The sequence below is a fragment of the Streptomyces lichenis genome, assembly GCF_023218175.1.
Lineage (GTDB): Bacteria > Actinomycetota > Actinomycetes > Streptomycetales > Streptomycetaceae > Streptomyces > Streptomyces lichenis.
In genome coordinates this window covers 167826-192180 of record NZ_JALPTH010000002.1, presented here as the reverse complement: position 1 = coordinate 192180, position 24355 = coordinate 167826, and the positions used below count along the sequence as shown (strand labels likewise).

Genomic DNA, 24355 nt, shown 5'->3' with positions numbered 1-24355 from the left:
GTACGCGTCCGTACCGGGCCCCGGTCACTCCCGGGGCGCGCCCCAGTCCACCCGCGGCCCCTGGAGCATCGGGGCGGCGTAGGAGTCCCGGCCCGCGCTGCCGCCGAGGGTGAAGACGTCCTCGGCGCCGTCCAGGACACCGCCCGAGGGGTCGTCGGAGCCGTCCCGGCGCACCGGGTCCCGCTCCGGCATCAGGATGTCGCGCAGCACCACCGCGCACAGATAGAGCGTCCCGGCCAGGTGCAGCACGATCGCGAACTGGTAGCCCTCCGTCGGCAGGCCCTGCTTCTCCCCGCTGGAGGTGTACGCCAGGTACATCCAGATGCCGAGGAAGTACAGCACCTCGCAGCCCTGCCAGATCAGGAAGTCCCGCCACCGGGGGCGGGCCAGCGCGGCCAGCGGGATGAGCCAGAGCACGTACTGCGGCGAGTAGACCTTGTTGGTCACGATGAACACGGCCACCAGCAGGAAGGCCAGCTGGGCGAAGCGCGGCCGGCGCGGCGCCGCCAGGGCCAGCACCGCGATCCCGGCGGAGGCCAGCAGCACCAGCAGCATCCCATAGACGTTGACCGCTCCGGCGGTGATCTCCGTACCGCTGCGCTGGGTGATGATCAGCCAGAACGAGCCGAAGTCGATCCCGCGCTCCCGGTTGAAGCTGTAGAACTTCCGCCAGCCCTCCGGGGCGAGCAGCATCACCGGGACGTTGACCGCCAGCCAGGCACCGACCGCGCCGAGCAGCGCCGAGCCGAACGCCCGCCACTTCCCGGCCCGCCAGCACAGCACCAGCAGCGGCCCCAGCAGCAGGAAGGGGTAGAACTTCGCGGCGGTGGCCAGCCCCAGCAGCACCCCGCAGGCCAGCGCCCGGCCGCGGGACCACATCAGCATCGCGGCCGCGGTCAGCGCCACCGCGAGCAGGTCCCAGTTGATGGTGGCGGTCAGCGCCAGGGCGGGCGCCAGGGCGACCAGCAGCGCGTCCCACGGGCGGCGCCGGTGGGTGCGGGCCGTGCAGACCGCGAGCACCGCGGTGCAGGCCATCAGCAGGGCGGCGTTGACCAGCCAGTACATCTGCTCGCGGTACATCAGGTCGCCGTCGAAGGGCAGCGTCAGCCAGGACGCGACCTGCATGAACAGCCCCGTCAGCACCGGGTACTCCAGGTACTGCATGTCCCCACCGAGCCGGTCGACGTACGGCACCAGCCCGTCGGCGAAGCCGCGCCCGACGAACAGGTGCGGGATGTCGGAGTAGCAGGCGTGGGTGTACTGGGAGCTGGTGCCGCGGAACCAGGCCCAGTTGTAGCAGGGCAGTTTCTGCACCATGCCGAGGGCGAACATCCCGATCGCCGTCAGCGCGATGACGCGTACCGGGGTGAGCGCCGACGCCCCGGGCCGCGCCCAGCGGCCGAAGCGCCCGCCGACCAGTTCGCTGCCCGCGGCGGCGACCTCGTCCTGCCGGGTCGGGGCCACCTCGGACCGGTCGCGGTGCGCGCTCGTCGTCTTCTCCGGGATCGGCATGGGGGACATCCTGCCGTACGGCCCTGAGGACCGGGCCCGGCGCGACGGCCTGGGCACGGGTACGGCGAGGGCCGCCGCTCCCCGCGGTCCGACCGGTGACGGTGCGGTACGCGGGGCGCGGCGGCCCGGTGACGCGTTACGGGCGAGGGGCCTGCCCGGCGGGCGGGATCAGCCGTCCCGTCCGCCCAGCCAGCCTCCGTTGGCCTGTCCGCCATTGGCCTGGCCCCCGTTGGCCTGTCCGCCGTTGGCTTGGCCGCCATTGGCCTGGCCCCCGTTGGCCTGGCCTCCGTTGACCTGACCGCCATTGGCCTGACCGCCGTTCGGCTGGCCGCCCGTCTGGCCGTCTATCGTCCCGCCGTCGGTGGCTCCGCCATCGCTCTGGCCGTCGGTGGCACCGCCGTCGATGGCACCGCCGTCCTGGCCGCCGTTGGGATCGCCGCCCCCGTTGTCGCCGTCGTCGCAGGTCGGGTCGAAGGGATCGCAGTCGTCGGTCGGCTCGGGGCTCGACGGCTCCTCGCTCGGCTCCTTGGACGGGGTGGGGGACGGGCTGGTGCTCGGCGAGTCGCTCGGGGAGGGGCTGGTGCTCGGCTCCTCCTTGGACGGGGTCGGATCGGGGCTCTTGGCCCCGCCGCCGTAGAAGCTGTCGGCGTCCAGATCCTCGGGCTCGGGGAACTGGATCACCTTCTCGCCCTTGAGCGCCGCGGACATGTACGACTGGAAGATCTGCGACGGGAACGAGGAGCCGTGGATCTTCGGCTGGTCTCCGGTGCCGAACATCTCCTCGAACTGGCGCTTCTTGTTGGAGGCGTCGTCGTCGAGCCGGTACATGTCGATGGCGGTGGCCAGCTGCGGGGTGTAGCCGACGAACCAGGCGGACTTGTTGCCGTCGGTGGTGCCGGTCTTGCCGGCGACCGGGCGCCCGGGAATCGCCGCGTTGGTGCCGGTGCCCTCCTTGACCACGTCCCGGAGCACATCGGTGACATTGCTGGCGACCGCGCTGGAGAAGGGCTGGCGGGCCCCGCTGTCGTCGTGCTGGTAGACGACCTCGCCGAGCTTCTCGACCTTGGTCACCGAGTACGGCTCGCGCTGCTTGCCGTTGGCGGCGAAGGTGGCGTAGGCGCCGGCCATCCGGATGGCGCTGGGGTCGGAGATGCCGATGGAGAAGGACGGCACATCGGCGCCGATCAGGCTGTCCTCGCGCAGACCGGCGTCCATCGCCGCCTGCCGGACCTGCTTGATGCCGATGTCCATGCCGAGCTGCACGAACGGCGAGTTGGCGGAGTGGACCATCGCCTCACGCAGGTCGATCGGCCCGTAGTTCTTCTTCTCGTCGTTGGCCTGGAGCCACTCCTTGCCGTTCTCGTCGTGCCAGACGCTGCCGTCGAAGTTCTTGATCTTCAACTTGTTGTCGCCGTTGTAGATCGCCGTGTCGGGATCGATGATCTTGCGGCTCTCCGGGCCCTGCTCGGGGCCTCCCGCCGGGTCGCGCACCCCGTCCCGCATGGCGGCGGCCAGCACGAACGGCTTGAACGTCGAGCCGACCGCGGCGCCGGTCTTGTCGGCGTTGTTGGTGAAGTGCTTGGTGGCGTCCTGGCCGCCGTAGATGGCGGCGATGGCGCCGGTCCTCGGATCGATCGAGGCGCCGCCGAACTGGACGTGGGTGTCCGTGTCCGGGCGCTTCTCCGGGTCGATGTGCTTGTCGTAGACCTTCTGAACCGACTGCTCCAGCAGCTTGACCTTCTTCTTGTCGAAGGTCGTGTGGATCTCGTAGCCGCCCTCGGCGAGGTCCTTGGCCGTGATCCCCTGGCCGTTGCTGTTGATGAAGTTGGCCTTGGCCAGGTCGACCAGATAACCGATCTGCCCGCCCAGCTTGGCTTCCTTCTTCGGCGGCTTGGGCATCGGGAACTTGGTGAACTTGGCCCGGTCCGTGGCCTTCAGGCTTCCGTCCTGCACCATCTGGCCGAGAATCCAGCTCCACCGCTCGGTGGCGCGCTTGGTGTTGGCCTCCGGGGTGGCGCCCTTGGGGTCGATCTCCGGCGCGCCGGCCGGGTCGTAGTAGGTGGAGCCCTTGAGCAGTCCGGCGAGGAAGGCGCACTCGCTGGCGTCGAGCTCGTCCGCGCTCTTGCTGTAGTAGGTGCGGGCGGCGGCCTGGAGGCCGTAGGCGCCCCGGCCGTAGTAGGAGGTGTTGAGATAGCCCGCCATCACCTCCTCCTTGGAGACCTTCTGGCCGACCTTGAGGGAGATGAAGAGCTCCTTGGCCTTACGGGAGACGGTCTGGCTGCGGTCGTCCAGCATGGCGTTCTTCACATACTGCTGGGTGATGGTCGAGCCGCCCTGGGTGTCGCCGCCGGTCGCCATGTTGTAGAAGGCGCGGCCGATGCCCTTGGGGTCCACCCCCCAGTCGTCCCAGAAACTCTTGTTCTCCGCGGAGATGACCGCGTTCTGCATCGCCTTGGGGATGTCTTCGTACTTGAGGTTCTGCCGGTTGATCTCGCCACCGGTCGCGGCCATCTGACTGTCGTCGGACCAGTAGTAGACGTTGTTCTGCGCCTTGGCGGTGTTCGCCATGTTCGGCAGGTCCACCCAGGCGTAGGCGATCACCGAGGCGCCCAGCAGCGACCCCACGAACCCGAGGAACAGTCCGCCGACCAGCTTCCAGGACGGCGTCCAGTGCCGCCAGCCGTGCTTGCCGGCCCGGGGGTAGTCGATCAGGCGCTTCTTCCCGGGAGGGCCGCCCGCGGCGGTCGCGGCGCCCCGGCGGCGGCCGCCGCCGCGCTGAGCGGCCCGGCGGGCCTCGGCACGGCTGCCGTAGGCCGGCTCCTCGCCGTACGACCCGTGCGGCGCTCCGGCGCCGCTTGCCGGATGACCGGAAGCCGCCCGGCGTCCGGAGGACTGCTGGGCGGCTCGTCTGGCCGCGGCACGACCGCCACCTTGCGGCTGCGGCGGTTTGCGACGGTGCTCGCTCATCGAACGACTACTCCTCGGGCAGGCCCGCGGGCCTGGAAGCGGCTCTTGAGTTCCGGTCCCCCGACATGGATACGGACGAGCACATGTCGGGGCTCATCCGCACTGCACCCGAGGAGAAGACGCCTCCCGGTGCCTCACGGTTCCCAGTGGTGTGCATGCCGCACAGACTACGCAGGGCGCCAAACCCCCGGGGACCGAAGTTCCCCCCAAATCAGGCAAGTCACTTACTGCGAACCGCGTATGTGACGCCGCTCACCCGGGTCGCCCTTGTCGCACTTCCGAGCCACATCTATCGTCGGGATGTATCGATCCGATACATCGGAACGGCATAGCGCGCCGACACGTGGACACACGGAACGGCACCGAGCGCGGCGGCGGAATGAGGAGAAGACGGGTGAGCAGACGCTCCGGCATCCTCGAGTTCGCCGTCCTCGGCCTGCTCCGCGAGGCGCCGATGCACGGCTATGAGCTGCGCAAGCGGCTCAACACCTCACTCGGCATCTTCCGGGCCTTCAGTTACGGGACGCTTTACCCCTGCCTCAAGACGCTGGTCGCAAACGGCTGGCTGATCGAGGAACCGGGCAGCGCCCCGGAGGAGGCCCTGGCCGCGTCGCTCGCGGGCCGGCGCGCCAAGATCGTCTACCGGCTGACGGCGGAGGGGAAAGAGCACTTCGAGGAGCTGCTCTCCCACACCGGGCCCGACACCTGGGAGGACGAGAGCTTCGCCGCCCGTTTCGCCTTCTTCGGGCAGACGGAGCGCGAGGTGCGGATGCGGGTGCTGGAAGGCCGGCGTACCCGCCTGGAGGAGCGCCTGGAGAAGATGCGCGCCTCCCTGGCGCGTACCCGCGAGCGCTTGGACGACTACACGCTGGAGCTGCAACGGCACGGCATGGAGTCGGTGGAGCGCGAGGTGCGCTGGCTCAACGAGCTCATCGAGAGCGAGCGGGCCGGCCGCGACCAGCGGCCCGCCACCCCCGGTCGTCCCGCCCGGCAGGACGACACATCCTCAGACACGGGCGGCCTGCCCCGGCACGGGGGCAGTACCCGGCCGGATCCGTCCGACGACACCGACAAGTGAGACCCGCCGCCAGGCGGGTCTTCAGAGAACACAGGGAGCAACCGGAATGGGTTCGGTTCGCGTAGCCATCGTCGGCGTGGGCAACTGCGCCGCCTCGCTGGTGCAGGGCGTCGAGTACTACAAGGACGCCGACCCGGCGGCCAAGGTGCCGGGTCTGATGCATGTCCAGTTCGGCGACTACCACGTCAAGGACGTGGAGTTCGTCGCCGCCTTCGACGTGGACGCGAAGAAGGTCGGCCTGGACCTCTCGGACGCCATCGGCGCCAGCGAGAACAACACCATCAAGATCTGCGACGTGCCCTCCAGCGGTGTCACGGTCCAGCGCGGCCACACCCTGGACGGTCTGGGCAAGTACTACCGGCTGACCATCGAGGAGTCCGCCGAGGAGCCGGTCGACATCGTCCAGGTCCTCAAGGACAAGCAGGTGGACGTCCTCGTCTGCTACCTGCCGGTGGGCTCCGAGGACGCGGCGAAGTTCTACGCGCAGTGCGCCATCGACGCCAAGGTCGCCTTCGTCAACGCCCTCCCGGTCTTCATCGCCGGCACCAAGGAGTGGGCGGACAAGTTCACCGAGGCCGGTGTCCCGATCGTCGGCGACGACATCAAGTCGCAGGTCGGCGCCACCATCACGCACCGGGTGATGGCGAAGCTGTTCGAGGACCGGGGCGTCATCCTGGACCGCACCATGCAGCTGAACGTCGGCGGCAACATGGACTTCAAGAACATGCTGGAGCGGGAGCGGCTGGAGTCCAAGAAGATCTCCAAGACCCAGGCCGTCACCTCGCAGATCCCGGACCGGGACCTCGGCGAGAACAACGTCCACATCGGCCCCTCGGACTACGTGGCCTGGCTGGACGACCGCAAGTGGGCCTATGTCCGCCTGGAGGGCCGTGCCTTCGGCGACGTCCCGCTGAACCTGGAGTACAAGCTGGAGGTGTGGGACTCGCCGAACTCGGCGGGTGTCATCATCGACGCGCTGCGCGCCGCGAAGATCGCCAAGGACCGGGGCATCGGCGGCCCGATCCTCTCCGCGTCCTCGTACTTCATGAAGTCCCCGCCGGTGCAGTACTTCGACGACGAGGCCCGCATCAACGTCGAGAAGTTCATCAAGGGCGAGGTCGAGCGCTGATCTCGGCGTCTCGATGACGGCGTACCCGCCAGTCGAAGGTCCCCGTGGCAGCCTCACGGGGACCTTCGCCGTATGTGACCCTTGACGCCATGTCCGCCGTGGGTGATCTCCGCGTCCTCCTGCGTCTGGGAGACTTCCGCCGGCTGCTGGCCGTACGGCTGCTCTCCCAGTGCGCCGACGGGCTCTTCCAGGTGGCGCTGGCCGCCTATGTGGTCTTCTCGCCGGAGAAGCAGGCCTCCCCCGCGGCCATCGCCTCCGCCATGGCGGTGCTCCTGCTGCCGTACTCCCTGCTCGGCCCCTTCGCCGGGGTGCTGCTCGACCGCTGGCGGCGGCGCCAGGTACTGCTGTACGGAAACCTGCTGCGGGCCGTGCTGGCCGGCGCCACCGCCCTGCTGGTGCCGGCCTCGGTGCCGGACTGGCTCTTCTACGCCTCGGCGCTCTGCGTCACGGCCGTGAACCGCTTCGTGCTGGCCGGGCTCTCCGCCGCGCTGCCCCGGGTGGTGGACACCGAGCGCCTGGTGGTGGCCAACTCGCTGTCCCCCACCGCCGGCACCCTGGCCGCCACCGCGGGCGGCGGGATCGCCTTCGCCGTCCGGCTGGCGGGGGCCGACTCGGACGCGGCCGTCCTGCTGGTGGGCACCGTCCTCTACCTCTGCTCCGCGCTCGCCTCGCTGCGGCTGGGCCGGGAACTGCTCGGCCCGGACCCCGAGCGGGTGCAGCCCCGGGTCGGCGCGGCCCTGCTCTCCACGGTCCGCGGACTGCTGGAGGGACTGCGCCATCTCGCCGAGCGGCGCCCGGCCGCCCGGGCGCTCGCCGCGATGACGGTGGTGCGCTTCTGCTACGGCTCGCTCACCGTCATGGTGCTGATGCTCTGCCGCTACGCCTGGTCGTCCACCGAGTCGCGGGGCCTGGCGCTGCTGGGGTTGGCGGTGGGCGCCTCGGGGGTGGGCTTCTTCGCGGCCGCGGTGCTCTCCCCGTGGGGGATCGGCCGGCAAGGATCGGCGGGCTGGACGGTGGTGTGCACCGCGACCGCGGCGGTGCTGACCCCTGCGCTCGGGCTGCCCTTCTCGCTGGTCCCGATGCTGGTGGCCGCCTTCGCACTGGGGCTGACCACCCAGGGCGTGAAGATCGCCACCGACACGGCTGTGCAGACCGGTGTGGACGACGCCCTGCGCGGCCGGGTCTTCGCGCTGTACGACGTGCTCTTCAACACGGCCTTTGTCGCCGCGGCCGCGGTCTCGGTCCTGCTGCTGCCGCCGGACGGCCGCTCGGCACCGCTGATCCTGTTGGTCACTGCGCTGTACGCGGCAGTCGCCGTGCTGCTGCGGCGCCACAGCGCGCGGGAGGCGAGCTGATGTTTCACGTGAAACATCAGCCGGCCATACGGGCTCGGGGCGATGTTTCACGTGAAACATCGCCCCCGCCGGGGGCTCACCCCTGGGCGGCCCACCACTCCTTCAGCGCCGCGGCGGCCTCGTCATGCCCCATCGGGCCGTTCTCCAGCCGCAGGTCGAGCAGGAAGGCGTAGGCCTTGCCGACCGCCGGGCCGGGGGTGATGCCCAGCACCTGCTGGATCTGGTTGCCGTCCAGGTCCGGCCGGATGGCGTCCAGCTCCTCCTGCTCCTGGAGCCGGGCGATGCGCTCCTCCAACCCGTCATAGGCGCGGGAGAGCGCGCTCGCCTTGCGCTTGTTCCGGGTGGTGCAGTCCGAGCGGGTCAGCTTGTGCAGCCGGGTCAGCAGCGGACCGGCGTCCCGGACATAGCGCCGCACCGCCGAGTCGGTCCACTCCCCGGTGCCGTAGCCGTGGAAGCGCAGATGCAGCTCCACCAGGCGGGAGACGTCCTTGACCATCTCGTTGGAGTACTTCAGGGCCGTCATGCGCTTCTTGGTCATCTTCGCCCCGACCACCTCGTGGTGGTGGAAGGAGACCCGGCCGTCCGACTCGAAGCGCCGGGTGCGGGGCTTGCCGATGTCATGGAGGAGTGCCGCCAGCCGCAGCACCAGGTCGGGGCCGTCCTCCTCCAGGTCGATCGCCTGGTCCAGCACGGTGAGGGAGTGCTCGTAGACGTCCTTGTGGCGGTGGTGCTCGTCCCGCTCCAGCCGCAGGGCCGGCAGCTCCGGCAGCACCCGCTGGGCGAGGCCGGTGTCCACCAGCAGCCCCAGCCCCTTGCGGGGGTGCGCGGAGAGGACCAGCTTGTTCAGCTCCTCCCGGACGCGCTCGGCGGAGACGATCTCGATCCGGTCGGCCATCTCCGTCATCGCGGCGACAACCTCGGGGGCCACCTCGAAGTCGAGCTGGGCGGCGAACCGGGCGGCCCGCATCATCCGCAGCGGATCGTCGGAGAAGGACTCCTGCGGGGTGCCCGGAGTGCGCAGCACCCGCTGGGCCAGGTCGTCCAAGCCGCCGTGCGGGTCGATGAACTCCTTCTGCGGCAGGGCGACGGCCATCGCGTTCACCGTGAAGTCCCGCCGGACGAGGTCGTCCTCGATGGAGTCACCGTAGGAGACCTCCGGCTTGCGCGAGGTCCGGTCGTAGGCCTCGGAGCGGTAGGTGGTGATCTCGATCTGGTAGCCGGTCTTCTGCGAGCCGACCGTGCCGAAGGCGATGCCGACGTCCCACACCGAGTCGGCCCATGGCCGGACGATCTTCAGTACGTCCTCGGGGCGGGCGTCGGTGGTGAAGTCGAGGTCGTTGCCGAGCCGGCCGAGCAGGGCGTCCCGTACCGAACCCCCGACCAGCGCCAGGCTGAACCCGGCATCCTGGAAGCGGCGGGCGAGATCGTCGGCGACAGGGGACACGCGCAGTAGTTCACTGACCGCACGGCGTTGCACCTGGCTCAGCGTGTTCGGGGTCTCTTCGTTGGCGTTCGGCACAACAGAAAAGGGTACGTGCCGCGGTCCGGGCCGGTGGCCCGGATTTCGCGCGGTGGTGGCGTCCCCGTCCCGATCAGGTGGAGCAGTCCGCGGCACTCGGCGGCGGCGCTCCTCGTTACCATGCCTGGACGCAAGGAACCGGCACCACGCCAGGGCGCGGCCCGGTGCGACGGCGGCAGACGACCGACAGACGACGAGGACGGGCGAGCACGTGGCCGAGGCGGCAGATCTCCAGGGGACCGGTCCCTCGCCTGCCCGGCGGTGGGTACGGCGGACGGCCGCCGCCCTGGCCGGCGCCCCACTGCTCGCCGCGCTGCTGGCACTGCCGCCGGCGCACGCCGCACCGGAGGCCTTGGCGGCGGCGTCGCCCTCGGCCCCGGCCGCCGCCAAGGCCTCCGGCCAGCGGTCCGTGGATGTGTCCCTGGACACGCTGACGCCCAGTGCCCCGACGGAGGGCGACACCCTCAAGATCAGCGGCACCGTGACCAACCAGGGCAAGGAGACGGTCAGCAACGCGGTGGTCGACCTGCGGGTCGGCCCGCGGATGTCCAGCCGGGGACAGATCGACTCCCTCGCCAAGCGCTCCGGCTTCCGGCCCGGCTCGGACGGCGAGGCGCTCGGCGGCACCTACACGGTGAAGATCCCCCAGCTGCCCGCCGGGATCAGCCATGACTTCAGCCTGAGCGTCCCCGTGGACAAGCTGGGCCTGGACGGCGAGGGCGCCTACCAGCTGGGCGTCTCGCTGACCGGGCGGACCACCAGCGAGCCGTACGACCAGGTCCTCGGCATCGAGCGGACCCTCCTGCCCTGGCAGCCGGAGGCCACCGAGACGAAGACCCAGCTCACCTATCTCTGGCCGCTGATCTCCTCCGCCCACCTCTCCGCCGAGACCGGCACGGATGACCAGCAGACGCCGGTCTTCGAGGACGACAAGCTGGCCGAGGAGCTGGCGCCCGGTGGACGGCTGGAGCGGCTCGTCTCCCTCGGCGCCGAGCTGCCGGTGACCTGGGTGGTCGATCCGGACCTGCTCGCCACGGTCGAGGCGATGGCCAACAGCTACCAGGTGAAGAACGGGGACCAGCGCGTTTCCGGGAAGAACCAGGCCCGCGCCGAGCAGTGGCTCGACTCCCTGCAGAAGGCCGTCCAGGGGCGCAAGGTCGTCGCCCTGCCCTACGGCGACCCGGATCTGGCCTCGCTGGCCCACCGGGGCAGGGAGGTCTCCGGCTCGCTGGGCCATCTGCGGCCCGCCACGGACGTGGCCGAGACCACCGTGGAGACCATCCTCCATGTGAAGCCGTCGGTGGACTTCGCCTGGCCGGTCGACGGGGCGGTCGACCCCTCCATCGTCGATGTGGCCACCTCGGCCGGCGCCGACAAGGTCATCGCCCGCGGCGACAGCCTCCGCGACGACCTCCCCTACGCGCCGAACGCCGCCCGGCCCATCGGCGGCGGGACGACCGCCGTCGTCTCCGACGCCTCGCTGTCCACCGCCTTCCAGGGCGATATGACCCGGGCCGACACCGCCACCCTCGCGGTCCAGCAGTTCCTCGCCCAGACCCTGGTCCTCACCCACCAGCAGCCCGGCAAGCAGCGCAGCATCGTCGTCGCCCCGCAGCGCATGCCCACCGCCGCCCAGGCCCAGTCGATGGCGACCGCGCTGCGCGGGCTCTCCGCCCAGCGCTGGAGCCAGCCCAGCGACCTGGTCGCGGCCGCCGCCGCCAAGCCGGACCCCGACACGGCGACCAAGGTGCCCGCCAGTCGGCAGTACCCCGGCCGGCTCCGCCGCGGGGAGCTCCCGGTGGCCGCGTACCACGATGTGCGGGTGACCCAGGAGACCCTGGACGACTTCGCGGGCATCCTCACCCAGCCGGACCGGGTGGTGACCCCGTTCGGCAACGCCATCGACCGCGGAATGTCGACCTCCTGGCGCGGCCGGGGCGAGGCGGCGAGCGACTACCGCGCCGGAGTGCTGCGGCATCTGAAGGACCTCACGGCCGAGGTGCAGCTGATCGACAAGTCCGATCTGACGCTGTCCGGGCGGAGCGCCACCATCCCGGTGACCGTGCAGAACCAGCTCGTCCAGGGCATCGACCGGCTCACCCTCAGGCTGACCTCCACCAAGCCCACCCGTCTGAAGCTCAACGGCGACGACACGGTGGCCACGCTGCCGGTGCGGATCGACGGCGGCCACAGCCAGTCGGTGAAGTTCACCGCCTCCGCCAACGCCAACGGCCCCGTCCCGATGACGGCCCAGCTCTACACCGCCGACGGCAAGCCGTACGGCAAGCCGATGACCTTCACCGCCAAGGTCTCCGAGATCACCCCGACCGTGATGCTGGTCATCGCCGGCGGGTTCCTGCTGCTGGTGCTGGCCGGTGTCCGGATGTACTCCCGGCGCAAGAAGGCCGTCGCGGCCGACGGCGGCGACGGTGACGGAGCCCCGGCACCGGGCGCACCGGACGGTCCGGCGGGCAACGGCGGCGACGGTACGGACGGCGGTGAGCCGGTGGACGGCCCGCCCGCCGGCGGGAGCGACGCCCCCGCGGCTCCGGGCTCCGGCCGGGCGCAGCCGAGTGACCCTGCGCCGGACACCGCCGCACAAAGCGCCGACGCACCGGGCCAGGGTGAGAAAGTGGACCGTTGAGCGATGTCGTGGCCGGTCGGCCGGGGACGATGAGGTGGGGTAGACCATGAACGCGCCGTACGACGGTGACCGCGGTCAGGGCGCGGGCGGGAGCAGTACGCCCTATGGCGGGCCGGCTCCCGAGTCGGACCCGAACCTGCCCGCCGCGCCGGACCCGTATCTCCAGCACGCCTACGACCAGGACCCCTACGGCAGCCGCGACCTGGCCGCGCAGGACCCGGTGGGTGAGGCGCTGTACGACCGGGCCGCCCACCCCCCGCCGCCACCGGGCACCTACCAGGAGCCGCAGTCGCTGTACCAGCAGCCCGCGGCCCCGCAGTACGCGCCCGACCCCCGGGTCTGGGCGCAGACCCCGCCGCCCGAGCCGGACGGGCCGTCCCGGCACCTGCCGTACGGCGACGACGCCCGCACCGTGCAGTTCACCGGCGTGGACGACCTGGTCACCCACGCCGGGGAGCAGCAGCCGGAGCCGGACGCCTTCGCCCACCTCTACCGCGACCAGCAGGGCCAGGGCGGGCAGCCCGCGGCGCCCGAGCCGGAGGCCGCCCCGGCGCCGGCACCCGCCCCGAAGAAGTCCGGTGGCGGCCGCGCCTCCGGGCTGCTGAAGTCCAGTGCCGTCATGGCGGCCGGCACCCTGGTGTCCCGGCTCACCGGCTTCGCCCGCACCCTGGTCATCACCGGCGCGCTCGGCGCCGCCCTGCTCGGTGACGCCTACACCGTGGCCGCCACCCTGCCGACGATGATCTACATCCTCACCGTGGGCGGCGGACTGAACTCGGTCTTCGTGCCGCAGCTGGTCCGGTCCATGAAGGACGACCCGGACGGCGGCGAGGCCTACGCCAACCGGCTGCTGACCCTGGTCATGGTGGCGCTCGGGGTGATCGTCGCCATCGCCGTGCTCGGGGCCCCGCTGCTGGTCAAGGCGATGTCCGACACCATCGCGGACGATGTCGCCGCCAACAGCGCGGCGGTGACCTTCGCCCGCTACTGCCTGCCCACGATCTTCTTCATGGGCGTGCATGTGGTCATGGGACAGATCCTCAACGCCCGTGGCCGGTTCGGCGCGATGATGTGGACCCCGGTCCTCAACAACATCGTGGTGATCTTCACCTTCGGGCTGTTCATCTGGGTGTACGGCACCTCGTCCGAGTCCAGGATGGGCGTGGACACCATCCCGGCCGAGGGTGTGCAGCTGCTCGGCATCGGCACCCTGCTCGGCCTGGTGGTCCAGGCACTGGCGATGCTGCCCTATCTGCGGGAGGCCGGTTTCCGGTTCCGCCCCCGGTTCGACTGGAAGGGCCACGGCCTCGGCAAGACCGTCAAGCTGGCCAAGTGGACGGTGCTGTTCGTCCTGGCCAACCAGGCCGGCGTGGTGGTCGTCACCCAGCTCGCCACCGCCGCGGGCAAGACCTCCGGCATGGACGGCACCGGCTTCCTCGCCTACTCCAACGCCCAGCTCATCTGGGGCATGCCGCAGGCCATCATCACCGTCTCGGTGATGGCCGCACTGCTGCCGCGGATCTCCCGCGCCGCCCACGACGACGACCCCGGCGCCGTCCGGGACGACATCTCGCAGGGCCTGCGCAACTCGGCCGTGGCGATCGTGCCGGTCGCCTTCGGCTTCCTGGCACTCGGCCTGCCGATGTCCACCCTGCTCTACGCCTCGGCCGGCACCGAGGCCGCCACCGGCATGGGTTACATCCTGATGGCCTTCGGCCTGGGCCTGATCCCCTACTCGGTGCAGTACGTGGTGCTCCGCGGCTTCTACGCCTACGAGGACACCCGCACCCCCTTCTACAACACGGTGATCGTGGCCGCGGTCAACGCGGCGGCCTCCTTCGCCTGCTACCTGGTGCTCCCCGCCCGCTGGGCGGTCGTCGGCATGGCGGGCTCCTACGGCCTGGCGTACGCGGTCGGCGTCGGCATCGCCTGGCGGCGGCTGCGCAACCGGCTCGGCGGCGACCTGGACAGCGCCCAGGTGATCCGGACCTACGCCCGGCTGTGCATGGCCTCGCTGCCCGCCGCGGTGCTCAGCGGTGCCACCGGCTTCGCCCTCCTGGAACTGCTCGGCCGGGGCGCCGGCGGCTCGCTGATCGCTCTGGCCGCGGGCGGACTGGTGCTGCTGGTCGTCTTCTACGTGGCGGCCCGGAAGATGCGTATCGCGGAGCTGAACACCCTGGTGGGCATGGTCCGAGGCCGTCTCGGCCGCTGACGGGGCGAACCGTGCCCGGCACCGCAGCACAACCATCGCCGGGGGCCGCGTGTCGTGCATAGCACCGGACTGTGGGCACAATTGGCTTGGCTGTGGGACATGGCGCTACGGATGGGGAGGCAGGAACGACGGTGGCGGAACGGAGCACGGCTGCCGTCGACGTGGCCGACAACAGCGGTGGCGAACCGCTGACCGCGAAGGCGGGGCAGGCCGCGACCGACGGGGTGGCGCAAGCGCAGGACCAGGCGGGGGACACCACCGCCGATGCCGGTGCGGAGGATGGCGGCAAGGGCGAGCGGCCCGCCGCGACCGGCCCCGAGCTGCACAGCGGCTACAAGATCGCCAGACGCTACCGGCTGGAGGAGTGCGTCACCCGTCTGGACGGCTTCAGCAGCTGGCGGGCGGTCGACGAGAAGCTGCGCCGGGCCGTCGGCGTCCACGCCCTCCCCGCCAGCCACCCCCGGGCCCGCTCGGTGCTGGCGGCCGCCCGCTCCTCGGCCCTGCTGGGGGACCCCCGGTTCGTCCAGGTCCTCGACGCGGTGGAGGACAGCGAGCTGGTCTATGTGGTCCATGAGTGGCTGCCGGACGCCACCGAGCTGACCACCCTGCTCGCGGCCGGACCGATGGCCGCCCATGACGCCTACCAGCTGGTCAGCCAGGTCTCCCAGGCCATGGCGGCCGCCCACCGCGAGGGCCTGGCCCATCTGCGGCTCACCCCCGGGGCCGTGCTCCGCAGCTCCACCGGCCAGTACCGCATCCGCGGCCTCGCGGTGAACGCGGCACTGCGCGGTATCACCGCCGAGCAGCCCCAGCGCACCGACACCGAGGCCATCGGCGCCCTGCTGTACGCCGCGCTGACCCAGCGGTGGCCCTACGAGCAGGACGCCCACGGGCTGTCCGGGCTGCCCAAGGGCGTGGGTCTGCTCCCGCCCGACCAGGTGCGGGCGGGGGTGCACCGGGGTCTCTCCGAGATCGCCATGCGCGCCCTGATCAACGACGGCGCCACCGCCTCCCGGCAGGAGCAGCCCTGCACCAGCCCGGACGAACTGGCCAAGGCGGTCGCGGCGATGCCCCGCATCCGCCCGCCCGAGCCCGATTTCCCCACCCCCGCCGACTACCAGCACACCACCTACCAGCAGGGCTACGGGCGCTCCGCACCGCACCACAGCCCGCAGACCAGTGGAATGCCGCCGGTTCCGCCCCCTCCGCTGGGCTCGCGCACCGGCAAGGCGCTGAAGTGGGCGGTCTCGGCGCTGCTGATCGCCGCCCTGGGACTGGGCAGCTGGCAGATCGCCGACAAGCTCCTCGACCGCCAGGACACCGCGGACGAGCCCAACCCCGGGCAGTCCACGACCACCACCACGGGCGGTGGCACGGACGACGAGAAGCCGAAGGTGCCGGTACCGCTGCGGGTCGAGAGCGCACAGGAGTACGCCCCGGACGGCACCCCGCAGGACGCCGCGGATGTCTCCAAGACCTACGACGGCGACAGCAGCAGCCACTGGCGCACCAAGTACTTCCTGGACGGGCCCGAGCTCGTCCCGAAGGTGAAGAAGGGGGTGGGCATCGTCTACGACCTGGGCGCCGAGAAGGAGGTGTCCGCCGCCTCCCTCGCGCTGCGGTACGGCGGTCCGCGCACCACGGTCAGTCTCTACGCCACCGACTCGCTGCAGCCGGCCGGCGACGCCGCCGACCCGGTGGGCTCCCTGACGCGGATCGCCCAGGGCACCACCAGCGGCACCACGCTCGACCTGAAGGCGGACAAGCCGGTCAAGAGCCGCTATGTGCTGATGTGGATCACCGCGATGCCGTATTCGGGCTCGGACGGCTACAGTTCGGCGGGTTACAAGCAGGGCGTCGCCGACGTGCGCTTCACCGGCTGAGGCGCTCGCCATGACCCGCCGGGGAGGGGGCTCTTCGATGGACGCCGACGGCCTGGGCGACATGGACGACAAGGACCTGCTGGCGCGCCATGTCGCCGGTGATCCCGACGCCTTCGGCGAGCTGGTGCGACGCCATCGCGACCGCCTCTGGGCGGTGGCGGTGCGGACCCTGGGGGACAGGGAGGAGGCCGCGGACGCCGTACAGGACGCGCTGGTCTCCGCCTTCCGCGCCGCTGCCACGTTCCGCGGCCAGTCCGCCGTCACCACCTGGCTGCACCGCATCACGGTCAACGCCTGTCTGGACCGGGCGCGGAAGGCCGCCTCCCGCAGGACCTCCCCGGTGGACGACACCCAGCGACTGGAACAGCTGCTGGAGCCGCATGAGTCCGCCGAGGCACCCGCCGAACGGCAGGACCTCCACCGGGAGCTGTTGGCGGCGCTGGGCCGTCTGCCCAGCGAGCAGCGCGCGGCACTGGTGCTGGTCGACATGCAGGGATACCCCGTCGCGGAGGCCGCCCGGATCCTGGAGGTCCCCGCCGGCACCATCAAGAGCCGCTGCGCCCGAGGACGGGCACGGCTGCTGCCCATGCTCACTCATCTGCGCGGTGACAACGGGGATAGCCCGCCCGCCGACGGGGGAAGGAACCGGACGCCAGGGACATCCGTCCCACCGGCGTCGGGACCGAGGGATGCGGGACCGCACGATCCTGCAGCAGTGAAGGGCGGAGGTGGGCGCACATGACATCCACGACCGACACGACCCGGCACCCGGACGTCTCGGAGATCTCCGATCTGACCGAGGGGCTGCTCGCCCCGTCCCGCACCGCCGACATCCAGGCGCATGTGGACGGCTGCGGGCTGTGCTCCGATGTACGGGCCTCGCTGGAGGAGATCCGCGGTCTGCTGGGCACCCTGCCCGGCCCGGCCCGGATGCCCGCCGACATCGCCGGGCGCATCGACGCGGCGCTGGCGGCCGAGGCACTGCTGGACGCGACCGCGCCCGCCGACCCCGAGGGAGCCGGAACCGGCACGCAGAGCTCGCGCGCGCTCGGCGATGTTTCACGTGAAACATCGCCCACCCCGACGGCTGCCAGCGCAGCGCGTGCGGACCGGCGACCGCGCTCCGGGGACCGTCCGGCCGGCCGCTCCTCCTCCGCTACGGGCCCGGGCCGCCCCAAGCACCCGGCACGGCGCCGCCGGACCGCGGTCCTGGGCGCCCTGTTCGGTGTGGCCGCGGTCTCGCTGAGCGTCTTTGTGCTCCAGGCGATCCAGCCCTCGGACAACGGCCCGAGTGCCCAGGCCGACCGCTCCGCGGCCTCCGCCAAGCAGCAGACCTTCGCGGGCGCGCCGGTCGGCGACCAGGTCAAGAATCTGCTGAGTACCACCGGTGAGAGCAAGCGGGAGAACGTCCCGGAGTCCTCGAAGGCGCCGCGCAGCGCCGAGGCCCCCTCGACCTTCCGCACCGAGGAGGTGGCCGTGCCGCCGTGTGTGCAGGAGGGGACCGGCCGTACCGAGGCGGCGCTCGCCGCCGAACGCGGTGACTACGGCGGGACGCCGGCCTATCTGGTGGTCCTTCCGCACGCCCAGGATGCGGCCCAGGTGCAGGCCTATGTGATGGACGCCTCCTGCACGGCCCGGCCGGAGGGCGGCGCCAAGGCGGACGTCCTGCTGACGCACGCCTATCCCCGTCCCTGATACCCGTCGCGGAGCCGCAGAGCCGTCCCGGGAATGCCTGCCCCGTAGTATCCGTTGCGTGGGGTAAGAGTCCGTGATTCGGCCCCGCAGGCAGCAGGCAGTCCCCAGAGACGAGGAAGAATTCCGTGAGCGACGTCCGTAACGTGATCATCATCGGCTCCGGGCCCGCCGGCTACACAGCGGCGCTGTACACCGCGCGCGCCTCCCTCAAGCCCCTGGTCTTCGAGGGTGCCGTGAGCGCCGGCGGCGCGCTGATGAACACGACCGACGTGGAGAACTTCCCCGGCTTCCGTGACGGCATCATGGGCCCGGACCTGATGGACAACATGCGGGCCCAGGCCGAGCGCTTCGGTGCGGAGCTCATCCCGGACGACGTGGTCTCGGTCGACCTCTCCGGCGAGATCAAGACGGTCACCGACACGGTGGGCACGGTCCACCGCGCCAAGGCCGTGATCATCACCACCGGCTCCCAGCACCGCAAGCTCGGTCTGCCCAACGAGGACGCGCTGTCCGGCCGCGGTGTCTCCTGGTGTGCCACCTGCGACGGCTTCTTCTTCAAGGACCAGGACATCGCCGTGGTGGGCGGCGGCGACACCGCGATGGAGGAGGCCACCTTCCTCTCGCGGTTCGCCAAGTCCGTCACCATCGTCCACCGCCGCGACACCTTGCGGGCGTCCAAGGCCATGCAGGAGCGCGCCTTCGCCGACCCGAAGATCAAGTTCGCCTGGGACAGCGAGGTCGCCACCGTCCAGGGCGAGCAGAAGCTGAGTGGTCTGACCCTGCGCAACACCAAGACGGGCGAGACCAGCGAGCTGCCGGTCACCGGACTGTTCATCGCCGTGGGCCACGACCCGCGCACCGAGCTGTTCAAGGGCCAGCTGGAGCTGGACGACGAGGGCTACCTCAAGGTGGACGCGCCCTCGACCCGCACCAACCTGACCGGTGTCTTCGCCGCCGGTGATGTGGTCGACCACACCTACCGCCAGGCCATCACCGCGGCCGGTACCGGCTGCTCGGCGGCCCTGGACGCCGAGCGCTTCCTCGCCGCCCTCTCGGACAGCGAGCAGACCGCCGAGCCGGAGAAGACCGCGGCGATCTGACCAACCCCCCATCCCCCGTACACACGCGAAGTGAAGGAGGCCGCCGTGGCCGGCGACCTGAAGAACGTGACCGACGCGTCCTTCGAGGAGGACGTCCTCAAGAGCGACAAGCCCGTACTGGTCGACTTCTGGGCCGCCTGGTGCGGACCGTGCCGCCAGATCGCCCCGTCGCTGGAGGCGATCGCCAAGGAGCACGGCGACCAGATCACGGTGGTCAAGCTGAACATCGACGAGAACCCGGCCACGGCGGCGAAGTACGGGGTCATGTCCATCCCGACCCTCAACGTCTACCAGGGCGGCGAGGTCGCCAAGACCATCGTCGGCGCCAAGCCGAAGGCCGCCATCGTGCGGGACCTGGAGCCCTTCCTCGGCGACGCCCCCGCGAAGGCCTGACCCGCCTGCGCCTCGGATCCCGGGGCGATGTTTCACGTGAAACATCGACGGCCCACCCCCAAGGGGTGGGCCGTTCGCCGTGTCGCCCCGAACGGTCCTCAGAGCGGGCGCAGGGCGGGCTCCTTCTTCACCCCGCCGAGGAGACGGTCGAGGGCCAGCTCCACGTCCTCCTTCCAGGACAGGGTGGAGCGCAGCTCCAGGCGGAGCCGTGGATAGACCGGATGGGGGCGCACGGTCTTGAACCCGACGGAGAGCAGATGGTCGGCCGGCAGCAGGCAGGCCGGCTCCTTCCACCGCGCGTCACCGAACGCCTCGATCGCCTTGAAGCCGCGGCGCAGCAGATCCTTGGCGACGGTCTGCACCATGACCCGGCCGAGTCCCTGTCCCTGGTAGCCGGGGACGATCACCGCGGTGATGAGCTGGACCGCGTCGGGGGAGACCGGGCTGGTCGGGAAGGCCGTGGCCCGGGGCACATAGGCGGGAGGTGCGTAGAGGACGAACCCGACCGGGGCGTCGTCCACATAGACCACACGCCCGCAGGAGCCCCAGTCCAGAAGCACTGCCGAGATCCAGCCCTCCTTCTCCAGCTCGGAGGTTCCTGCCTTTATCGCCGCTGCTCCGCTGACCGGATCAAGCTCCCAGAAGACGCAGGCTCGGCAGCGCTGGGGGAGATCCGGAAGGTTGTCCAGCGTGAGCGGTACGAGCCGACGCCCCATGAAGGATCTTCCTCACTTCCCTCGCCGGCCGCGCTGAGCGCCGCTGCCAGCGTGCTCCGTTCCCGGAGCAGACCGCCGATGAACCCACCGACCATCCCGAGTCCCAGTGTCGCTGTCACCAGCCGGCTGCGGCTCACCTCTCGCATGCCCGGGTCTCCCTCCGCGGTGGATCAGGCCGGATGCGCATACCAGAACGCATCGTATCGATGGGGTGATGAGCCGCATACGGGAACAGGCCACGGGGGCGGGTCCTGTCCGATTCGGACCAGGTCCCGCCCCCGTGTCGGAGTGCGGCGGTCAGCCGTCGCGCTCGGAGCGGCTTCCCGTGATCACCGGGCCCTCGTCCGGGGCCAGCGTGGAGAGAATGCGCTCCAGGTCTTCCATGGAGGCGAACTCGACGACGATCTTCCCCTTCTTCTGCCCCAGGTCGACCTTCACCCGGGTCTCGAAGCGGTCCGAGAGCCGGGTGGCCAGCTCGGAGAGCGCGGGGGAGACCCGGCCGCCGGCTCGGGGACCCTTGCCCTTGGGCGCGGTCGCCTCGGGCTCGGCGCCCATCAGCCGGACGATCTCCTCCACCGAGCGCACCGACAGCCCCTCGGCCACGATGCGGTGCGCCAACTCCTCCTGGGCTCGGGAATCCTCCACCGGAAGGAGGGCCCGGGCGTGGCCGGCCAGGATGGTGCCGGCGGCGAGCCGCGTCTGCACGGTGGGCGCCAGCCGCATCAGCCGCAGGGTGTTGGTCACCTGGGAGCGGCTGCGTCCGATGCGATCGGCGAGCTGGTCGTGCGTGCAGTCGAAGTCCTGGAGGAGCTGGTCGTAGGCGGCGGCCTCCTCCAGCGGGTTCAGCTGGGCCCGGTGAAGGTTCTCCAGCAGGGCGTCCAGCAGGAGCTTCTCGTCCTCGGTGGCCCGGACGATCGCGGGGATACGCTCCAGCCCGGCCTGCTGGGAGGCCCGCCAGCGGCGCTCGCCCATGACCAGTTCATAGCGGTCGGCACCCAGCGGCCGCACCACCACGGGCTGGAGCAGGCCGACCTCCTGGATGGAGGTCACCAGCTCGGCGAGCGCGTCATCGTCGAACACCTGGCGCGGCTGGCGCGGGTTGGGTGTGATGACATCCAGTGGCAGCTCGGCGAAGTAGGCACCCTCGGGTGCCGTGTACGCCGGCTCGGGTTCACGGACATCGTCCACCGGCCCACTGCTCTGGGGGATCGCGGTCACCCTGGCGGCGGCCACCCCCCGCTCGCTGGTCAGGACGGAGCCCGCACCGGGGGCAGCGGAGTGCGCTGCCGTCGTGGTGGTGGACCGTTCCTGGGGTGCGGCGGGAATCAGCGCGCCGAGTCCCCGTCCCAGCCCCCTTCGTCGCTCACTCACTTGATCCCCTCCGACGTGCTGTGCTGGTTGTTCTGGTTGCCCAGATGGGTCTGCGGTGCCTCGTAGTGGAGGCCGACCCCGCGCAGGGCGATCTCCCGGGCCGCTTCCAGATAGGAGAGCGATCCGCTGGAGCCCGGGTCGTAGGTCAGTACGGTCTGTCCGTAGCTCGGTGCCTCGGAGATCCGGACGGAACGGGGAATGCTGGTGCGCAGCACCTCTTCGCCGAAGTGGCTCCGCACCTCCTCGGCCACCTGGGAGGCCAGCCGGGTACGCCCGTCGTACATGGTCAGCAGGATGGTCGAGACATGCAGTGACGGGTTGAGGTGGGCGCGGACCAGATCCACATTGCGCAGCAGCTGGCCGAGCCCTTCCAGCGCGTAGTACTCGCACTGGATCGGGATGAGCACCTCGGCACCGGCGACCAGCGCGTTGACCGTCAGCAGGCCGAGGGAGGGCGGGCAGTCGATCAGGACGTAGTCCAGCGGCTGCTCATACGCCTGGATCGCCCGCTGGAGGCGGCTCTCCCGAGCCACCAGGGAGACCAGCTCGATCTCCGCGCCGGCCAGGTCGATGGTGGCGGGGGCGCAGAAGAGGCCTTCCACGTCCGGCACCGGCTGGACGACGTCCGACAGCGGCTTGCTGTCCACCAGGACGTCGTAGATCGACGGGACCTCGGCGTGGTGGTCGATACCGAGAGCCGTGGAGGCGTTGCCCTGCGGGTCGAGGTCGATGACCAGCACCCGGGCCCCGTGCAGGGCGAGGGAGGCGGCCAGGTTCACCGTGGTGGTGGTCTTACCGACCCCGCCCTTCTGATTGGCGACCACCATGATGCGGGTCTGCTCGGGCCGGGGAAGCCCCTGACCGGCGCGGCCCAGTGCCTCGACCGCCAGTTGGGCGGAGCGCCCCACGGGGGCGTCGTCCATGGGGGGCGGTGTTTCACGTGAAACATCCTCCCCCACCGTTTCGGAGCGGGGACCGGGGACCGGGTCGGTCATCGGTCCCGCGATGTTGGCGTCGGACCGCAAGGATTCACTCTCCTCGGCTGCTTCAGGCTCGCAATGGGGAGAGCCTGTCATGTTTTCGGGGTCGTGAACCAGCGAGGCCGGTGGTTCTGTGGAGAACTCCACCTCTGTGGACAACTCGGAAACCCGCAGGGGTGAGCGGCGGTCGCGCGGTGTGGCGGCCGCGCGACCGCGGCCGATGATTCCCTGCAGCAGTGGGCGACGTTTCACGTGAAACATTGAGTCACTCGGCGCAGGGCCGGGAGTCACGACACTCCGGCATGCACACATATGGGACAGGCCCGGGCTCGCCGCCGCATCCACCGGTCCGGACTTCACCGCCGCACCCAGCAGGCCCGGGACGCCCCGCCCCGCCCTGCGGGCCCCGGCCCACCGCGGATCAGCGGCGGCGGCGCGAGGTGCGGGCGGCCTTGGCGCGCTTGGCGGCGAAGCGGACACCGCCCGGGCTCTCGCCCACCTCCACCCGGACCACGGTGGACAGAGGGTCGACCAGCCCCTCGCCGACCTGGAGCACCGAGGTGCCCACCACTCCGAGCTTGCTCAGCGCGGCCCGGGCGCCCTGGATCTCCTCGGCGGCGGTGTCCCCCTTGAGCGCCAGCATCTCCCCGTAGGGGCGCAGCAGCGGAACCCCCCAGCCGGCCAGCCGGTCCAGCGGGGCCACCGCGCGGGCCGTGACCACATGAACCGGCGGCAGCTTGCCCATGACCTCCTCGGCCCGGCCCCGCATCACGGTCACATGGTCCAGGCCCAGCAGCTCGACGACCTCCTGGAGGAAGTTCGTCCGGCGCAGCAGCGGCTCCAGCAGGGTGATCTTCAGATCCGGCCGGACCAGGGCCAGCGGGATACCCGGCAGTCCGGCGCCGGAGCCGACATCGCAGACGGTCACCCCCTCGGGCACCACCTCGGAGAGCACCGCGCAGTTCAGCAGGTGCCTCTCCCACAGACGCGGCACCTCACGGGGGCCGATCAGTCCGCGGCGGACACCCGCGTCGGCCAGGAGTTCGGCGTACCGGACCGCCTCCGGGAAGAGCTCGCCGAAGATCGTCCGCGCTTCCTGGGGAGCCTGGGGAAGCTCTTCTGCTTCCGTCACGGGAAACCGTCCTTCCGTACCGCTTCGCCGCACCGCGGCGGGGCCGCCGGTGTGAGGTGAGTGTGAGGATGACAAGTCGGCCCCGTCTGCCGAACAGACGGGGCCGAGCGAGAGAGGTGTCAGGCGGGGAGCACGACGACGAAGCGCTGCGGCTCCTCGCCCTCGGACTCGCTGCGCAGTCCGGCGGCGGCCACCGCGTCATGGACGACCTTGCGCTCGAACGGGGTCATCGGCTTGAGCTTGACGGGCTCGCCGCTGCTCTTCACCTCGTCGGCGGCCTGGGCGCCCAGCTGGGCGAGCTCGGTGCGCTTCTGGGCCCGGAAGCCCGCGATGTCGAGCATCAGCCGGCTGCGGTCGCCGGTCTCCCGGTGCACCGCCAGCCGCGTCAGCTCCTGGAGCGCCTCCAGCACCTCGCCGTCGCGGCCCACCAGCTTGCTGAGGTCGCGGCTGTCCGAGTCGCTGACGATGGAGACCGCGGCCCGGTCCGCCTCGACGTCCATGTCGATGTCGCCGTCGAGGTCGGCGATGTCGAGCAGGCCCTCCAGGTAGTCGGCCGCGATCTCCCCCTCCTGCTCCAGGCGGGTGAGGGTGTCCCCACCCTCGGCGGCGGAGGTGGTGGCTTCCGTCACGGATGGACTCCTTAAGTACGGCTGTACGAGTACGCGGGTA

General features: G+C 71.0%; 18 protein-coding genes. 10 read left to right on the top strand and 8 right to left on the bottom strand.

Annotation, left to right across the window (positions count from 1 at the left end):
* Positions 1-24 precede the first annotated feature (24 nt).
* Both M1O15_RS02530 and M1O15_RS02525 read right to left on the bottom strand, forming a co-directional pair.
* A complete protein-coding gene (locus tag M1O15_RS02530) occupies positions 25-1512 on the bottom strand; it encodes a glycosyltransferase family 87 protein (protein WP_248631494.1) in 1488 nt (495 codons plus the stop codon).
* A 168-nt stretch (positions 1513-1680) separates the two neighbouring features.
* A complete protein-coding gene (locus M1O15_RS02525) occupies positions 1681-4479 on the bottom strand; it encodes a transglycosylase domain-containing protein (protein WP_248631493.1) in 2799 nt (932 codons plus the stop codon).
* A gap of 394 nt (positions 4480-4873) precedes the next feature.
* On the opposite strand from M1O15_RS02525, the gene M1O15_RS02520 reads away from it, so the two are divergent.
* From M1O15_RS02520 to M1O15_RS02510, 3 genes are all read left to right on the top strand, one after another.
* A complete protein-coding gene (locus M1O15_RS02520; RefSeq protein WP_248631492.1) occupies positions 4874-5557 on the top strand; it encodes a PadR family transcriptional regulator in 684 nt (227 codons plus the stop codon).
* A 46-nt stretch (positions 5558-5603) separates the two neighbouring features.
* Complete coding sequence (locus tag M1O15_RS02515) at positions 5604-6686, top strand: inositol-3-phosphate synthase (protein ID WP_248631491.1); 1083 nt, start codon at positions 5604-5606, stop codon at positions 6684-6686.
* Positions 6687-6775: 89 nt separating this feature from the next.
* Positions 6776-8041: an MFS transporter gene (locus tag M1O15_RS02510; protein WP_248631490.1), complete on the top strand. Its 1266-nt coding sequence runs from the start codon at positions 6776-6778 to the stop codon at positions 8039-8041.
* A gap of 76 nt (positions 8042-8117) precedes the next feature.
* On the opposite strand, the gene M1O15_RS02505 is transcribed toward M1O15_RS02510, so the two are convergent.
* A complete protein-coding gene (locus M1O15_RS02505) occupies positions 8118-9560 on the bottom strand; it encodes a CCA tRNA nucleotidyltransferase (RefSeq protein WP_248631489.1) in 1443 nt (480 codons plus the stop codon).
* Positions 9561-9771: 211 nt separating this feature from the next.
* Here M1O15_RS02505 and M1O15_RS02500 point away from each other — a divergent pair, with 211 nt between their 5' ends.
* The 7 genes from M1O15_RS02500 (at position 9772) to trxA (ending at position 19487) form a co-directional block, all read left to right on the top strand.
* The gene (locus tag M1O15_RS02500) at positions 9772-12204 is read left to right on the top strand and encodes a DUF6049 family protein (RefSeq protein WP_248631488.1); all 2433 of its coding nucleotides are present in this window, start codon (positions 9772-9774) and stop codon (positions 12202-12204) included.
* A 46-nt stretch (positions 12205-12250) separates the two neighbouring features.
* Entirely contained in the window at positions 12251-14416 is a 2166-nt protein-coding gene (gene murJ / locus M1O15_RS02495) for a murein biosynthesis integral membrane protein MurJ (RefSeq protein WP_248631487.1), read from the top strand.
* Between the two features lie 131 nt (positions 14417-14547).
* Positions 14548-16299, top strand: coding sequence for a protein kinase family protein (locus M1O15_RS02490; RefSeq protein ID WP_248631486.1), 1752 nt, complete (start codon positions 14548-14550; stop codon positions 16297-16299).
* A gap of 37 nt (positions 16300-16336) precedes the next feature.
* Entirely contained in the window at positions 16337-17041 is a 705-nt protein-coding gene (gene sigM, locus M1O15_RS02485) for an RNA polymerase sigma factor SigM (RefSeq protein WP_248631485.1), read from the top strand.
* Entirely contained in the window at positions 17038-17994 is a 957-nt protein-coding gene (locus tag M1O15_RS02480; protein WP_248631484.1) for an RsmA family anti-sigma factor, read from the top strand. The genes sigM and M1O15_RS02480 overlap by 4 nt, the downstream gene beginning before the upstream one ends.
* Before the next feature lie 125 nt (positions 17995-18119).
* On the top strand, positions 18120-19094 hold the full coding sequence (gene trxB, locus M1O15_RS02475) for a thioredoxin-disulfide reductase (protein WP_248631483.1): 975 nt from the start codon (positions 18120-18122) through the stop codon (positions 19092-19094).
* Positions 19095-19139: 45 nt separating this feature from the next.
* Entirely contained in the window at positions 19140-19487 is a 348-nt protein-coding gene (trxA, locus tag M1O15_RS02470; RefSeq protein WP_248631482.1) for a thioredoxin, read from the top strand.
* A 98-nt stretch (positions 19488-19585) separates the two neighbouring features.
* Here trxA and M1O15_RS02465 read toward each other — a convergent pair whose 3' ends face one another.
* The 5 genes from M1O15_RS02465 to M1O15_RS02445 all read right to left on the bottom strand — a co-directional run bounded on the left by M1O15_RS02465 (position 19586) and on the right by M1O15_RS02445 (position 24315).
* Entirely contained in the window at positions 19586-20203 is a 618-nt protein-coding gene (locus M1O15_RS02465) for a GNAT family N-acetyltransferase (protein WP_248631481.1), read from the bottom strand.
* 297 nt (positions 20204-20500) lie between these two features.
* Entirely contained in the window at positions 20501-21574 is a 1074-nt protein-coding gene (locus M1O15_RS02460; protein WP_248631480.1) for a ParB/RepB/Spo0J family partition protein, read from the bottom strand.
* Positions 21571-22650 carry a ParA family protein gene (locus M1O15_RS02455; RefSeq protein ID WP_248631479.1) on the bottom strand — a complete coding sequence of 360 codons (1080 nt, stop codon included), beginning with the start codon at positions 22648-22650 and terminating at the stop codon, positions 21571-21573. The genes M1O15_RS02460 and M1O15_RS02455 overlap by 4 nt, the downstream gene beginning before the upstream one ends.
* Positions 22651-22975: 325 nt before the next feature.
* Complete coding sequence (rsmG, locus tag M1O15_RS02450; RefSeq protein ID WP_248631478.1) at positions 22976-23686, bottom strand: 16S rRNA (guanine(527)-N(7))-methyltransferase RsmG; 711 nt, start codon at positions 23684-23686, stop codon at positions 22976-22978.
* A 119-nt stretch (positions 23687-23805) separates the two neighbouring features.
* Positions 23806-24315, bottom strand: coding sequence for a Jag family protein (locus tag M1O15_RS02445; RefSeq protein WP_248631477.1), 510 nt, complete (start codon positions 24313-24315; stop codon positions 23806-23808).
* Positions 24316-24355 lie beyond the last annotated feature (40 nt).